A 14491-nucleotide genomic window follows, 5' to 3' on the forward strand; every position below is an offset into this window, starting at 1 on the left:
GGCCGCCCTGGCCGAGCTCGGCCGGCTCGTCGGCGCCGTGGGGCATGTGCTGCCGATGAGCCCGCTGCCGCTCGATCTCGTCGGCGAGGCCGACCGCTTCGACCCCGCCGACCCCGACCGCGTGCGGCAGATCCGCGGGCAGTCGTCGATCGCCGCGACACCCGGGCGGGTGTTGTCGGTGCGGCTGCTGCCGGCGGGGGCGCCCGCCTGCGCCGCCGCGGTCGACGCCGTGCGCGAGGCCGACGCCGTCGTGCTGGGGCCGGGGTCGTGGTTCACCTCGGTGATCCCGCACCTGCTGCTGCGCGAGCTCGGCCGCGCGCTGGTCACGACCCGGGCCAAGGTGATCGTCACGCTGAATCTCGTGCCGCAGGTCGGCGAGACCGACCAGTACCAGCCGCACGAGCTCGTCCGGTTGCTGCGCAAGCACGCCGAGCCGCTGGGGGAGCTGCGCGTCGACCACGTGCTGGCCGACGCCGACGCCGTGCTCGATCCGCAGCCGTTGGCCGACTACGTCGCGGGCATCGGGGCGCGTCTCATACTCTCTAGGCTCGCTGCGGACTCCGAGCCGGGCCTGCATGATCCAGACCGGCTCGCCGCAGCGATCGCGGCCGCACTGGAACAACCGGCGGGCCGGGCGACGACAGTTCGTGAAGGGGTGCACTGAATGGCCATGACCGCCACGGTCAAGGACGAACTGTCGCGGGTCTCGGTGAGCCGCCTGTCCGCGCGCAAGGCGGAGCTGGCGACGATGCTGCGGTTCGCGGGCGCGCTGCACCTCGTGGGCGGCCACATCGTCATCGAGGCCGAGCTCGACACCGGCTCGGTCGCCCGCCGGCTGCGCAAGGAGATCGCCGAGATCTTCGGCCACGGCTCGGACGTGCAGATGCTCGCCGCCGGGGGCATCCGCAAGGGCTCGCGCTACCTCGTGCGTGTCACGAAGGACGGCGAGCGGCTGGCCCGCCAGGCTGGCCTGGTCGACCTGCGCGGCCGCCCGGTGAAGGGCCTGCCGCACCTGGTCGTCGCCGGCGGCATCGCCGACGCGGAGGCCGCCGGGCGTGGCGCCTTCCTCGCCCACGGCTCGCTCACCGAGCCGGGCCGGGCCAGTTCGCTCGAGATCACCGGCCCCTCGGCCGAGGCCGCGTTCGCGTTCGTCGGGGTCGGGGGGCGCCTGGGGGTCTCGGCCACGGCCCGTGAGGTGCGCGGCAGCGACCGGGTCGTCGTGCGCGACGGCGACGCGATAAGCGCGTTGCTCACCCGCATCGGCGCGCACGAGTCGGTGCTGGCGTGGGAGGAGCGGCGCATGCGCCGCGAGGTGCGGGCGACCGCGAACCGGCTGGCCAACTTCGACGACGCCAACCTGCGCCGCTCGGCCCGCGCCGCCGTGGCGGCGGGGGCGCGCGTGCAGCGGGCGCTCGAGATCCTCGGCGACGACGCGCCCGAGCACCTGCTGCAGGCGGGCCGGCTGCGGCTCGAGCACAAGCAGGCCTCGCTCGAGGAGCTCGGCGCGTTGAGCGACCCGGTGATGACGAAGGACGCGGTGGCCGGGCGCATCCGCCGCCTGCTGGCCATGGCCGACAAGCGCGCCGCCCAGCTCGGCATCCCCGACACCGAGTCGGCCGTGACGCCCGACATGCTCGATCCCGAGGGCGACGGCGACCCGCAGGAGTGATCCCCGGCGTGACCCGGGTCTACTCCGCGGTAACCGAAGGCGTTCGGCGCGGGCGATGCGCTTGGGTAGGGTCCACAGACGTCTGACCACTCGCACGAGGAGATCTGCCGTGACCGTACGCGTCGGCATCAACGGCTTCGGCCGCATCGGCCGCAACTTCTACCGGGCGGTCGCCGCGTCCGGTGCCGACATCGAGATCGTCGGCGTCAACGACCTGACCGACAACGCCACGCTCGCCCACCTGCTCAAGTACGACTCGATCCTCGGCCGCTTCCCCGGCACGGTGACGAGCACCGAGGACGAGATCGCCGTGGACGGGAAGGCATTCAAGGCGTTCGCCCACCGCGACCCGGCGCAGCTGCCCTGGGGCGACCTCGGCGCCGACGTCGTCATCGAGTCGACCGGCATCTTCACCAACGCCGAGAAGGCGCGCGTCCACGTCGACGGTGGGGCCAAGAAGGTGATCATCTCGGCGCCGGCGAGCAACGAGGACGTCACCATCGTCATGGGCGTCAACGACGGCGACTACGACGCGAGCAAGCACACGATCATCTCGAACGCGTCGTGCACCACCAACTGCCTCGGCCCGCTGGCCAAGGTGCTGCACGACGCCGTCGGCATCGAGCGTGGCCTGATGACCACGATCCACGCCTACACCCAGGACCAGAACCTGCAGGACGGCCCGCACAAGGACCTCCGCCGCGCCCGCGCCGCCGCGCTGAACATCGTGCCGACCAGCACCGGCGCCGCGAAGGCCATCGGGCTCGTGCTGCCCGAGCTCAAGGGCAAGCTCGACGGCTACGCGCTGCGCGTGCCGATCCCCACGGGCTCGGCCACCGACCTCACCGTCACCACGTCGCGCGACACCAGCGTCGACGAGGTCGTCGAGGCCTACCGCGCCGCGGCCGACGGCCCGCTGAAGGGCATCCTCACCTTCACCGCCGACCCGATCGTCAGCTCGGACATCGTCACCGACCCGGCGTCGTGCATCTTCGACTCGGGCCTGACCAAGGTCATCGGCAACCAGGTCAAGGTCGTCGGCTGGTACGACAACGAGTGGGGCTACTCGAACCGCCTCGTCGACCTGTCGGTGCTCGTCGGCTCGTCGCTCTGATTCCATGCGCACGCTCGACGACCTGATCAAGCACGGCGTGCAGGGCCGGCGCGTGCTGGTGCGCTCCGACCTCAACGTGCCGCTCAAGGACGGGAAGGTCACCGACGACGGCCGCATCCGCGCGTCGCTGCCGGTGCTCACGAAGCTGCTCGACCACGGTGCGCGCGTGATCGTCACCGCGCACCTGGGCCGGCCGAAGGGCGCGCCCGACCCGCAGTACTCGCTGCGGCCGGTGGCCGACCGCTTGGCGCAACTGCTCGGGCGGCCGGTCGAGTTCGCGCTCGACACGGTCGGCGAGAGCGCGCGGCTGCTCGCGAACGAGCTCAAGGACGGCGAGCTGCTGCTGCTCGAGAACGTGCGCTTCAACGCCGGTGAGACCAGCAAGGACGAGGGCGAGCGGGCCGAGTTCGCCCGCTGCCTCGCCCTGCTCACCGGCGGTGAGGACGAGGGCGGCGCCTACGTCGACGACGCCTTCGGGGCGGTGCACCGCAAGCACGCGTCCGTGTACGACATCGCCACGCTGCTGCCGCACTACTGCGGCGACCTCGTGCGCGACGAGGTGCGCGTGCTCGAGCAGCTCGTCGGCGAGCCGGCGCGGCCGTACGTCGTCGTGCTCGGCGGGTCGAAGGTGAGCGACAAGCTCGCCGTCATCGACAACCTGCTGCCGAAGGTCGACCGCCTGCTCGTCGGCGGCGGCATGTGCTTCACCTTCCTCGCCGCGCAGGGGCACGAGGTCGGCGACTCGCTGCTCGAGACCGACCAGGTCGAGAACTGCCGGCGGCTGCTCGCCGAGGCCGGCGACAAGATCGTGCTGCCCACCGACATCGTCGTCTCGGCCGAGTTCAGCGCCGACGCGGCGACCCAGACGGTGGCTGCCGACGCGATTCCGGCCGGGCAGAAGGGGCTCGACATCGGGCCGCGGTCGGTCGAGGCCTTCGCGGCGGCGCTGGCCGACGCGCAGACGGTGTTCTGGAACGGCCCGATGGGTGTCTTCGAACTGGCCCCGTTCGCGGCCGGCACGAAGGGTGTCGCCGAGGCGGTCACCGCCGCTCCGGGTCTCTCCGTGGTCGGCGGCGGCGACTCGGCCGCGGCCGTGCGCGCGCTCGGCCTCGACGTCACCGCGTTCGGGCACATCTCCACCGGTGGGGGCGCGTCGCTGGAGTACCTCGAGGGCAAGGAGCTGCCGGGTGTCGCCGTTCTGGAACAGGTCTGAACCGGTGGCGAAGGCGCGCACGCCGCGCGACGGGCGACTCACGCTCATCGCCGGCAACTGGAAGATGAACCTGAACCACCTCGAGGCCATCGGGCTGGTGCAGAAGCTCGCGTTCAGCCTGAACGAGGAGCAGTTCGACGCCATCGAGGTCGCCGTGCTGCCGCCGTTCACCGACATCCGCAGCGTCCAGACCGTGATCGACGGCGACAAGATGCCGATCAGCTACGGCGCGCAGGACCTCGCCCCGCAGGACTCCGGCGCCTTCACCGGCGACATCAGCGGGGCGATGCTGGCCAAGCTCGGCTGCACGTACGTCGTGGTCGGGCACAGCGAGCGGCGGCAGTACCACCACGAGGACGACGAGGTCGTCAACAGCAAGGTGGTCGCGGCGTTCCGCAACGGCCTGACGCCGATCCTCTGCGTCGGCGAGGCGCTCGACGTGCGCGAGGCCGGCGGGCACTGCAGCCACTGCACCGACCAGCTCACCGCCGCGCTGCGCGGCGTCACCGCAGAGCAGGCCGAGACGATCGTGATCGCCTACGAGCCGATCTGGGCGATCGGCACCGGCCAGGTCGCCACGCCCGCGGATGCGCAGGAAGTCTGCGCCGCCCTGCGGGCACGGCTCGGCGAGCTGTACTCGCCGGAGGTCGCCGCCCGCGTCCGGGTGCTGTACGGCGGGTCGGTGAAGGCCGCCAACGCGCGCGAGATCGTCGCCCAGCCCGACGTCGACGGCGCGCTGGTCGGCGGGGCGAGCATCGACCCGGACGAGTTCGCCAAGCTCTGCATCGCCGCCGGCGAGCAGGGCGCCTGATCAGCCCGACCCCGACTCGCGGCCGCGCACCGGTTCCCCGGACACCTGCACCAGGTATCGTGAGCGCGTTCCGCACCGTACGAGAGTGACGAAGGCCCACCCGTGATCCTGACCCTGCAGATCGTGCTCGTCATCGCGAGCCTGCTGCTCGTCGTCCTGGTGCTGCTGCACCGCGGCAAGGGCGGCGGCCTGTCGTCCATGCTCGGCGGGTCCTTCTACTCCAGCCTCTCCGGCTCGTCGGTCGTCGAGCGCAACCTCGACCGGCTCACGATCATCGCCGGCGCCGTGTGGGCCATCTGCATCATCGGCCTCGGCCTGCTCTACAAGCATTCGTAATCGACGTCGCTCAACCCGAGGGGATCGTTCGTGGCAGGTGGCAGTGCCATCAGGGGCAGCCGGGTCGGCGCAGGCCCCATGGGCGAGAACGAGCGCGGCGAGTCGGCGCCCCGGCAGCGGGTGTCGTTCTTCTGCGCGAACGGACACGAGATCAAGCCGGCCTTCGCCATCGACGCCGTGCTGCCCGACACCTGGGACTGCCCGCGCTGCGGCTTCCCCGCCGGCCGGGCCTCGGAGGCTCCGCCGAACGCGCCGCGCAACGAGCCGTACAAGACGCACCTGGCCTACGTGAAGGAGCGGCGCACCGACGAGGACGGCGCCGCCATCCTCGAGGAGGCCCTCGCGAAGCTCCGCGCCCGCCGCGGCGAGTAGTCCCGACGCCGGGACGCGCGTCCTGCCGGATCTTGATGGTCGGACCGGGCCGCGATCCGGTGACGGCATCACGATCCGGCTCAGTCCGCCGCGTCCCGCTGCCTTTGCGCCTGCACCTGGCGGGTCGGCGGCCTGACGCCGTCAGGTGGCGGCGCAAACCTGCGCCGGCCGGCCACCTTTGCGCCCGCAGCTGTCGGCTCGACCGCCTGAACCCAACAGTTCGCGGCGCAAAGCTCGTTCACGGGACGCGTCCTGCCGGATCTTGATGGTCGGACCGGGCCGCGACCCGGTGACGGCATTCCGATCCGGCCGGCCGGGCCCGCGTGCGCTCTCGGCCGTGTTCAGCGGGCGAGGGCGAGTTCCAGCTGGCGCGCGGTCGGTTGGGCCGGACGCAGGGGCTCGGGGTACTCGGCGTTGACGGCACGGACGCGCGCGACGACGGCGGGGTCGCGGTAGACGGCGTCCGGCCGCTCGAGCATGCCGAAGACCCGCCACATCGCCCGCAGCGCGTCGGCGTCGCGCACGGACGCGGCGGCGAGCTCGCCCCAGCTCACCGACGCCGGCTGCGGCGACGGCAGCGGACGCGGGGCGCCGAAGACGGTGTGCCGCAGCAGCGCCAGCCGGGCCTGGTCGTTGCGCGCCTGGTCGCGGTAGAACGGCTCGACCTCGGCCTGCACGGTGGCCGCGTAGTGCGCTGCCACGGCGTCCGGGCGATCGTCGGCCCGCACCGCCTCGGCGAGCCCCACGGCCTGCCGCAGCGCGAGCCCGAGCCCGCGGCCGAAGGTGGGGTTGGTCGTGCAGACGGCGTCGCCGAGCGGCAGCCAGCCGGACGCGGGGGACCGCCCCTCGACGAGCACCGGGCGGTAGGTGTTGTGCAGCCCGGCCATCGCGAACACCGGCGTGATCGGGTCGGCGCAGTCGGGCCAGCCCGCGAACGCCGGGATCGTGCGCAGCACCTCGGTGAACACCACCGGGTCGATGAGGGTGCGGAACCGCTTGTCCTCGGCGAGCGGGAACAGCGCGATCTGCAGGGTGTCGTTGTCCGACCACCAGACCCCGGCGCTGCAGTGGTCGAGCGGCAGCACGAGCCGGCTGCCGGGCGGCAACGGTGTGGCCGCGCCCGGACGCACCCGGTAGTGCCGCGAGAAGTACGTCAGACCGCACTCGGCCCGCTCGCGCTCGGCGAGGCGGCCGCCGAGTGCACCGAGCCAGGCCTCGCCGGCGCTGCGCCGTCCGCTGGCGTCGACGACGAGGTCGGCGTCGATCCTGCCGCCGTCGGTCAGCACACCGGTGACCTGCGGCCGTGCGCCGGGCCGGCCCGCCAGGCCGGTGACGCGGTCGTGCCGCACCGTCAGCCCGGGCTCGATCGCGGCCGCTCGTCGCAGCACCCAATCGAGCGTCGAGCGGCGGGTCATCACCAGCCGGATGCGCTCGTCGCCGTGCCGGGGCGCGCGGTCGGCGACCGAGGTCGGCGTCAGCGTGCCGAGACCCGCCTCGATCGCCCCGGCGGCCAGCAGGGCGGCATGCACGTCGCGCAGGTGCTGCAGCATCAGTTCGCGGAACAGGGGCAGCGCCGCGTGCGGCTGCACCAGATGCGGTGCCGCGGGCCGGAACGCCGCCGCCGCGGCCGTCTCGAGGTCGTCCGGGGGCGTCAGGTCGTCGCGGTCGACGACCGTGACCTCGTGCCCGTCACGGGCGAGCAGCAGCCCGGCGAACAGGCCGGCCGCACTGCCCCCGACGACGACGATCCGCATGCGGCGGACAGTAGTGCGCTCAGCCCCGCGCAGGAAGATCAGCGGCCGCGGCCTCGTCCAGAAACCAGAGCGTGCGCTGCCGTCCGTGCGCCCCGCCCGACGGCACGTGCGTGCGGTCGACGTCGGGCGCCAGCGCCGCCGCCGCTGCCGACCGCTTGCCGTCGCCGGACGCGATCACCCAGATCTCGTTGGCGTTGTTGAGCCCGTCGAAGCTCAGCGAGAGCCGCAGCGGCGGCGGCTTCGGCGAGTCGCGCACCGGGATGACCGGCGCCGAGAGGTCCCGGGACGAGGGATGGTCGGGGAACAGCGAGCAGCAGTGCCCGTCCGGGCCGATGCCCAGCAGCACCACGTCGAAGTTCGGGATCTCGCCCTCGTCGTCCGGCCGGCGGGCGTCGCGCAGCGTCTGCGCGTAGCCGGCGGCCGCCGCGTCGAGGTCGTCGCCGTACGCCTCGCCGACCGCGGGCATCGGGTACCTCGTGGCCGCGTCGAACGGGTGGTGGCCGAAGAGCAGCTGCTCGGACGCCGTCACGTTGCGGTCGTGCGAGTCGGCCGGCACGAACCGCTCGTCGCCCCAGAACACGTCGACCCGCGACCAGTCGACCGACCCGTCGTCGAGCCGGCTCCACTGCCGCCACACCGACTCCATGATCGAGCCGGCGGTGAGGGCGATCGCCACCCGCTCGCGCGTCTGCTGCACCTCGGCCAGCTTCCCGACGACCCGGTGCGCGACCTCCTCGGCCAGCGCGTCGGCCGAAGCCAGCACGACGACGTCGTGGGGTGCGTTCACGCCGGTTCGCCCGCGGTCTCGGCCTGCAGCGCCGGATCCCACCAGATGTGCTTGCGCACGGGGGACCGGTCGTTGAGGTCCGGGATGCCGCTGACCGCCGACAGCGCGTCGGCGTAGATGCGGTCGTGGTCGAGCCGGCGCAGCTCCTCGGCGAGCAGTTCGCCGACGCTGCGCTCGGCGTACGGCGTGTACGAGTCCTGCTGCCCGTCGCGCCGCACGACGAGGTTCGCGCCCTCGACGCTGAGCCGCGCGCCGCGTCCGTTGTCGAAGTCGACCTCGACCCCCCGGATCGGCTCGTCGTCGTGCCCGTCCACCGGCACCTGCAACCCGAGCCGGGACGACAGCCACCCGGCCATCAGCTGCGCCGACGGGTCCTGCGGTCCGCCCTGCACGGTCACCCGCGTCGCCCGGCCGCGCGCGCCGTCGAACGCCGACGCCAGGGCCGCGCGCCACGGGGTGATGCGCGTCCAGGCCAGGTCGGTGTCGCCGGGCGCGAAGTCGTTCGCGCGCTGGGTGAGGCAGTCGACCGGGCTCGCGGCCCGGCTGACGTCGGTGATGCGGCGCTCGGCGAAGACACCGAGCGGGTCGTGCGCGATGCGCTGCGGCGGCGTGCCGTGCCACCACGTCACGACGGGCGCGTCCGGGGCGAGCAGCGGCAGGGTCACCGACTCGGCGTGCAGCCCGAGCCGGCCGTACATGCGCAGCACCACCGACTCGCCCGGGCCGAGCCGGCCGCCGATGGTCACCTCCGCGTCCAGCCGCGGCACCGGGGCCTCGTACTGGCGCCGTACGACGATGAGCATGCGCATCGGGTGCTTCGACGCCGCGATGCTCGCGGCCTCCTCGGCCTCGTCGATCTGCTTCTCGCTCACCACGACGACGAGCGTCAGCGCGATGCCGGACGTGACCGCCCCGCCGGTGCGCCGCTCGGCGGCGAGTGCCTTGACCACGGCCGTGCCGGTGGTGTCCCAGAGCGTTGTCATCTACGGACGCCTCCACGAACGGCCGTCGCGGGCCAACATGTCGTCGGCCTCCTTCGGACCCCACTCGCCGGCGCGGTACAGGTACGGCGTCTGCCCGGCCCAGAACTCCTCGAGCGGGTCGATGGCGCGCCACGACGCCTCGACCTCCTCCGAGCGCGGGAACAGCGTCGCGTCGCCGACGAGCACGTCGAGGATCAGCCGCTCGTACGCCTCGGGCGAGGCCTCGGTGAACGCCTCGCCGTAGAGGAAGTCCATCGCGACGTCGCGCACCTCCATCGCGCTGCCCGGCACCTTCGAACCGAACTTCAGCGTCACACCCTCGTCCGGCTGCACCCGGATGACGAGCTGGTTGTGCCCGAGTTCCTGGGTGTCGGTCTTGCTGAACGGCAGGTGCGGCGCCTTCTTGAACAGCACGCCGATCTCGGTGACCCGCTTGGGCAGCCGCTTGCCGGTGCGCAGGTAGAACGGGACGCCGGCCCAGCGCCGGGTCTCGACGCCGAACCGCACCGCCGCGTAGGTCTCGGTCTTCGAGTCGCCGGGGATGCCCTCCTCCTCGCGGAAGGCGACGGCGCGTTCGCCGGCGAGCCACCCCTGGTCGTACTGGCCGCGGATCGCGTAGTGCTCGAGGTCCTGCGGGATCGAGATGGCGCGCAGCACCTTGATCTTCTCGATGCGAACGGCCTCGGCCGAGAACTCGACCGGCTCCTCCATGGCGGTGAGCGCGAGCAGTTGCAGCAGGTGGTTCTGCAGCACGTCGCGGGCGGCGCCGGTCTGCTGGTAGAAGCCGGCGCGGCCACCGATGCCGACGTCCTCGGCCATGGTGATCTGCACCGAGTCGACGAAGTTGGCGTTCCAGACGGGCTCGAACAGCTGGTTGGCGAACCGCAGCGCCAGCAGGTTCTGCACCGTCTCCTTCCCGAGGTAGTGGTCGATCCGGTAGACGTCGCGCGGCGGGAACGTGGTGTCGACGAGCTGGTTGAGCTCGAGCGCGCTCTCGAGGTCGTGCCCGAACGGCTTCTCGACGACGACGCGGCGGAAGCCGTTGGCCGCCTGCGCGTCCGAGAGGCCGGTGCGCTGCATCTGCTTCAGCACGATGGGGAACGCAAACGGCGGGATCGACAGGTAGAACGCGGCGTTGCCGCCGATGCCGTAGTCCTTCTGCAGCTCACCGAGCACCGCGACGAGGTTGTCGAAGTCCTCGTCGCTGTCGAACGAGCCCGGCACGAAGCGCATGAGCGACGCCAGGCGGCGCCACGTCTCCTCGCTCCAGTTGGTGCGGCAGTGGTCCTTGGCGGCCTTGCGGGCCATCGACTCGAAGTCGCCGCCGCCCGGCCAGTCGGTGCGCGAGAAGCCGACCAGCCCGAAGTCGGTCGGCAGCAGGCCGCGGTTGCAGAGGTCGTAGATCGCCGCGATCAGCTTCTTGCGCGACAGGTCGCCGCCGATGCCGAAGATGACCAGGACGCACGGCTCGGGCACCCGGGGCAGGCGACGGTCGCTCGCGTCCCGCAGCGGGTTGCCCTGCAGCGGTTGCTCGGCCAGGCCGGGGGACACCGACGAGGGCGTCGCCCGGACGGCGCCGTCACCTGGACCGTCAGCGGCCTGCGGCGCCTTCTGCGGCCCGCTGGTCTCGTCCTGCTCGGCCTGCTCGTCCTGCGTCCCAGCGGCCTGGGACGCGTCGGTCGCCTCGGTCGTCTCGCTCATGACCCCGCGGCGTCGAGCTGACCCCGAACGCCCTCGGCCAGCTGCTGGTAGGCGTCCTCGAACTTCTGCACGCCCTCCTGCTCGAGTACGTGGATGACGTCGTCGTACTCGATCCCGAGCGCGTTGAGGTCGTCGATCACCTTGCGCGCCTCGTCGTAGGCGCCCTTGATCGCGTCGCCCTTGACCACGCCGTGGTCGGCGACCGCGTCGAGGGTGGCCTCGGGCATCGTGTTGACCGTGTCGGGCGCGGCCAGCTCGACGACGTACATCGTGTCGTCGTAGGCCGGGTCCTTCACGCCCGTGGAGGCCCAGAGCGGACGCTGCCGGTTCGCGCCGGCCGCTTCCAGCTGCTTCCAGCGGTCGGACGCGATGACCTTCTCGTAGCGCTCGTAGGCGAGCCGCGCATTGGCGATGCCGGCCTTGCCGCGCAGGGCCTTCGCCTCGTCGCTGCCGAGCTTGTCGATGCGCTTGTCGATCTCGGTGTCGACCCGCGAGACGAAGAACGACGCGACCGAGTGGATCGTCGAGAGGTCGATGCCCGCCGCCCGCGCCTTCTCGAGGCCGGCGAGGTAGGCGTCCATGACCTTGTCGTAGACGTCCAGGCCGAAGATCAGCGTGACGTTGACGCTGATGCCGGCGCCGATGACCTCGGTGATCGCCGGGATGCCCTCGGTCATCGCCGGGATCTTGATCATCGTGTTCGGGCGGTCGACCGTCCACCACAGGCCCTTGGCCTCGGCGATGGTGCGCTCGGTGTCGTGTGCCATGCGCGGGTCGACCTCGATCGACACGCGGCCGTCCTTGCCGTTCGTCTGCTCGAAGACCGGCTTCAGGACGTCGCACGCCCAGCGGATGTCGTAGGCCATGAGGTAGCGGATCGCGTCGTCGAGGGCGATGTCGCGGGCCTTGAGGTCGCGCACCTGGTCGTCGTACGCCTCGCCCTTCTCGAGGGCCTTCTGGAAGATCGTCGGGTTGCTGGTCACGCCGACGACGTGCTTGGTGTCGATCAGGTCCTGCAGGTTGCCGGTGCGCAGGCGCTCGCGGCTGATGTCGTCGAGCCAGACGGAGACGCCCTGCGCCGAGAGGTCGGCAAGTGGGTCGGACATCGAGATCTCCTCAGCTGGGATGTTCAGTTACCGGTGGTGGCACCGCGGATGAGACCGGCGCGTTCCATCGCGGCGTGCGCCGCGGCGACGACCCGGTCAGGGGTGAAGCCGAACTGCTCGAACAACACGCCGCCCTCGGCGCTGGCGCCGAAGTGGTCGATGCCGATGATCTCGCCGGCCTCGCCGACGAGCTCACGCCACCCCATCGGCACGCCGGCCTCGATGCTGACCCGGGCCCGGATGTCCGGCGGCAGCACGCGCTGCTGGTAGGCGCGGTCCTGCGCGTGGAACCACTCGACGCACGGCATCGACACGACGCGGGTCGGCGTGCCGCCGGCCTCGAGCTGCTCGCGCGCCTGCAGTGCCAGCGACACCTCGGAGCCGGTCGCGATGAGCAGGACCTGCGGCATGCCGGACGACGCCTCCTCGAGGATGTAGCCGCCCTTGTTCACGTCGGTGGTCTTGCCCGCCTCGATGACCGGCAGATTCTGGCGCGACAGGACGAGCGCGGCCGGCCGGTCGGTGATCTCGAGGATCGCCCGCCAGGCGGCGGCCGTCTCGTTCGCGTCGGCGGGGCGGATGACGGCGAGGTCGGGGATGGCCCGCAGCGCGGCGAGGTGCTCGATGGGCTGGTGGGTCGGGCCGTCGGCGCCGAGACCGATCGAGTCGTGCGTCCAGACGAAGATCGAGGGGATCTTCATCAGGGCCGACAACCGCACCGGCGGGCGCATGTAGTCGCTGAAGACGAGGAAGGTGCCGCCGTAGGCGCGCGTGCCGCCGTGCAGCACGATGCCGTTGATGATCGCGCCCATGGCGTGCTCGCGGATGCCGAAGTGCAGCGTGCGGCCGTACGGGCCGCCCTACCACTCCTTGTTTTGGTGCGCGGCCGGTATGAAGCTCGGCTCGCCCTCCATCGTCGTGTTGTTGCTCTCGGCCAGGTCGGCCGAGCCGCCCCACAGTTCCGGCAGCACGTCGGCGAGGGCGGTCAGCACCTTGCCCGACGCGGCGCGCGTCGACACCGAGTTCGCCTTGCCGTCCTTCTCGGCCGGGAACGCGGGCAGGCTTGACGCCCAGCCGTCGGGCAGGCGGCGCTCGCGCAGGCGGGCGGCCAGCGCGGCGCGCTCGGGGTTCTCGGCCGCCCACGCCTCGAAGCGCTGCTGCCACTCGGCGTGCGCGGCGCGGCCCCGCTCGACGACCTTGCGGGTGTGGGCGAGCACCTCGTCGTCGACGATGAAGTGGCGGTCGGGATCGAAGCCGAGCAGTTCCTTCGTCGCCCGGATCTCGTCCTCGCCGAGGGCCGAGCCGTGGGCCTTGCCGGTGTTCTGCTTGGTCGGCGCCGGCCAGCCGATGATGGTGCGCACGGCGATGATCGACGGCCGGTCGGTGACGGCCTTCGCCGCCTCGATCGCCTGCTCGAGGGCGACGACGTCCTCGCCCGACTCGACCCGCTGGGTGTGCCAGCCGTAGGCCTCGTAGCGCGCCAGGACGTCCTCGCTGAACGCGACCTGCGTGTCGTCCTCGATCGAGATGTGGTTGTCGTCGTAGAAGAGGATGAGGTTGCCGAGCTGCTGGTGCCCGGCGAGCGAGGAGGCCTCGGACGACACGCCCTCCTCGAGGCAGCCGTCGCCGGCGATGACGTAGATGTGGTGGTCGAAGATCGACTCGCCGGGCGCGGTGTCGGGGTCGAACAGGCCGCGCTCGCGGCGCGCCGCCATCGCCATGCCGACGCCGTTCGCGACGCCCTGGCCGAGCGGTCCGGTGGTGACCTCGACGCCGTTGGTGTGCCCGTACTCGGGGTGACCCGGCGTCAGCGAGCCCCACGTGCGCAGCGACTCGATGTCGGTGATCTCGAGGCCGAAGCCGGCGAGGAAGAGCTGGCAGTACTGCGTCAGCGACGAGTGCCCGTTCGACAGGACGAACCGGTCGCGGCCCACCCACTTCGGATCGGTCGGGTCGTGGCGCATGACGCGCTGGTAGAGCAGGTATGCGAGCGGCGCCAGCGACATCGCCGTGCCCGGATGGCCGTTGCCGACCTTCTGCACCGCGTCGGCGGCGAGCAGGCGGGCCGTGTCGACGGCCCGGGTGTCGAGATCGGTCCACCAATCCGGGTGCGTCGTCACGATCTCGGCGCCGGATTCGTCGGTTCCGCTCACAGCTTCTCGGGTCCTCTCGCGCTGTCGTCGCAGCTGTCCGTACGGCATGACGGGCCGTCTGCGCCCCCGTTGGTCACCTTAGCCATCCCGCGACCGGCCGGGGGCCAAACATCGCCGACCCGCGTCCGGTCGGGGGTACTGCCGCGTACGATCGATGTCAACCGCCGTGGGGCCGTCACGGCGGGGTCGACGCCGTCGAGGAGGGCACCCTGACCGACGCTGCGACCCGACGCGCGACCAAGGCCCCGGCCGGTCGTGCGGCGGCGGGTGCCGTCGGTGTCGACGCCGCCGAGGTCGACGCCGCCGAGGTCCCCGACGTCGCGGCGGCCGTCCCCGCCGAGCCGACGGCCGCTGCCGAGCCGACGACCACCGCCGCAGCCGCCGAGCCGACGCCCGCGGGCACGGCCGCAGCCACGCCGGCGGCCACCGCCGTCGACGCGCCGTCCGTCCCGTCGACACCGGTTCCGCCCGGGCCGGCCGCGTCCGCCACCG

At 72.3% G+C, this 14491-nt stretch carries 12 protein-coding genes and 2 pseudogenes; 7 read left to right on the forward strand and 7 right to left on the reverse strand.

Going from position 1 to position 14491, the window contains the following annotated elements; translation table 11 throughout:
- From ACTHMS_RS06280 to ACTHMS_RS06310, 7 genes are all read left to right on the forward strand, one after another.
- A partial coding sequence (locus tag ACTHMS_RS06280; RefSeq protein WP_440305815.1) for a gluconeogenesis factor YvcK family protein occupies nucleotides 1–664 on the forward strand: 664 nt, incomplete at its 5' end.
- On the forward strand, nucleotides 665–1669 hold the full coding sequence (gene whiA / locus ACTHMS_RS06285; protein ID WP_440305816.1) for a DNA-binding protein WhiA: 1005 nt from the start codon (nucleotides 665–667) through the stop codon (nucleotides 1667–1669).
- A 109-nt stretch (nucleotides 1670–1778) separates the two neighbouring features.
- A complete protein-coding gene (gene gap, locus ACTHMS_RS06290; protein WP_440305817.1) occupies nucleotides 1779–2783 on the forward strand; it encodes a type I glyceraldehyde-3-phosphate dehydrogenase in 1005 nt (334 codons plus the stop codon).
- Nucleotides 2784–2787: 4 nt separating this feature from the next.
- Nucleotides 2788–3996 (forward strand): phosphoglycerate kinase, encoded by a 1209-nt coding sequence (locus ACTHMS_RS06295; protein WP_440305818.1) that lies wholly within the window; start codon nucleotides 2788–2790, stop codon nucleotides 3994–3996.
- Nucleotides 3997–4000: 4 nt separating this feature from the next.
- Nucleotides 4001–4807, forward strand: a complete 807-nt coding sequence (gene tpiA, locus ACTHMS_RS06300; protein WP_440305819.1) for a triose-phosphate isomerase — start codon at nucleotides 4001–4003, stop codon at nucleotides 4805–4807.
- Between the two features lie 102 nt (nucleotides 4808–4909).
- On the forward strand, nucleotides 4910–5143 hold the full coding sequence (secG, locus tag ACTHMS_RS06305) for a preprotein translocase subunit SecG (protein WP_440305820.1): 234 nt from the start codon (nucleotides 4910–4912) through the stop codon (nucleotides 5141–5143).
- 30 nt (nucleotides 5144–5173) lie between these two features.
- Nucleotides 5174–5515, forward strand: coding sequence for an RNA polymerase-binding protein RbpA (locus ACTHMS_RS06310; RefSeq protein ID WP_440305821.1), 342 nt, complete (start codon nucleotides 5174–5176; stop codon nucleotides 5513–5515).
- A gap of 341 nt (nucleotides 5516–5856) precedes the next feature.
- Here the strand turns inward: ACTHMS_RS06310 and ACTHMS_RS06315 are convergent, their stop codons facing one another.
- The 7 genes and pseudogenes from ACTHMS_RS06315 to ACTHMS_RS06345 form a co-directional block, all read right to left on the reverse strand.
- Nucleotides 5857–7269, reverse strand: a complete 1413-nt coding sequence (locus tag ACTHMS_RS06315) for an FAD-dependent oxidoreductase (protein WP_440305822.1) — start codon at nucleotides 7267–7269, stop codon at nucleotides 5857–5859.
- A 19-nt stretch (nucleotides 7270–7288) separates the two neighbouring features.
- Nucleotides 7289–8056, reverse strand: coding sequence for a 6-phosphogluconolactonase (gene pgl, locus ACTHMS_RS06320; protein ID WP_440305823.1), 768 nt, complete (start codon nucleotides 8054–8056; stop codon nucleotides 7289–7291).
- Nucleotides 8053–9039, reverse strand: a complete 987-nt coding sequence (locus ACTHMS_RS06325) for a glucose-6-phosphate dehydrogenase assembly protein OpcA (protein WP_440305824.1) — start codon at nucleotides 9037–9039, stop codon at nucleotides 8053–8055. Before ACTHMS_RS06325 ends, pgl begins: the two co-directional genes overlap by 4 nt.
- Nucleotides 9040–10740 (reverse strand): glucose-6-phosphate dehydrogenase, encoded by a 1701-nt coding sequence (gene zwf, locus ACTHMS_RS06330; RefSeq protein WP_440305825.1) that lies wholly within the window; start codon nucleotides 10738–10740, stop codon nucleotides 9040–9042.
- Nucleotides 10737–11846, reverse strand: coding sequence for a transaldolase (gene tal / locus ACTHMS_RS06335; protein WP_440305826.1), 1110 nt, complete (start codon nucleotides 11844–11846; stop codon nucleotides 10737–10739). Before tal ends, zwf begins: the two co-directional genes overlap by 4 nt.
- Nucleotides 11847–11869: 23 nt before the next feature.
- Nucleotides 11870–13999 (reverse strand): annotated as a pseudogene (gene tkt / locus ACTHMS_RS06340) (transketolase).
- A gap of 175 nt (nucleotides 14000–14174) precedes the next feature.
- Nucleotides 14175–14491, reverse strand: a pseudogene (locus ACTHMS_RS06345) (hypothetical protein); the annotation flags it as partial.

The organism is Jatrophihabitans sp. (assembly GCF_051960575.1).
Taxonomy (GTDB): Bacteria; Actinomycetota; Actinomycetes; order Mycobacteriales; family Jatrophihabitantaceae; genus JBQCEE01.

What these genes read in the sequence shown, in the direction of transcription:
- tal (WP_440305826.1), bottom strand. Translation starts at nt 11,846, where the DNA reads ATGTCCGACCCACTTGCCGACCTCTCGGCGCAGGGCGTCTCCGTCTGG.
- ACTHMS_RS06315 (WP_440305822.1), bottom strand. Translation starts at nt 7,269, where the DNA reads ATGCGGATCGTCGTCGTCGGGGGCAGTGCGGCCGGCCTGTTCGCCGGG.
- zwf (WP_440305825.1), bottom strand. Translation starts at nt 10,740, where the DNA reads ATGAGCGAGACGACCGAGGCGACCGACGCGTCCCAGGCCGCTGGGACG.
- ACTHMS_RS06325 (WP_440305824.1), bottom strand. Translation starts at nt 9,039, where the DNA reads ATGACAACGCTCTGGGACACCACCGGCACGGCCGTGGTCAAGGCACTC.
- whiA (WP_440305816.1), top strand. Translation starts at nt 665, where the DNA reads ATGGCCATGACCGCCACGGTCAAGGACGAACTGTCGCGGGTCTCGGTG.
- ACTHMS_RS06295 (WP_440305818.1), top strand. Translation starts at nt 2,788, where the DNA reads ATGCGCACGCTCGACGACCTGATCAAGCACGGCGTGCAGGGCCGGCGC.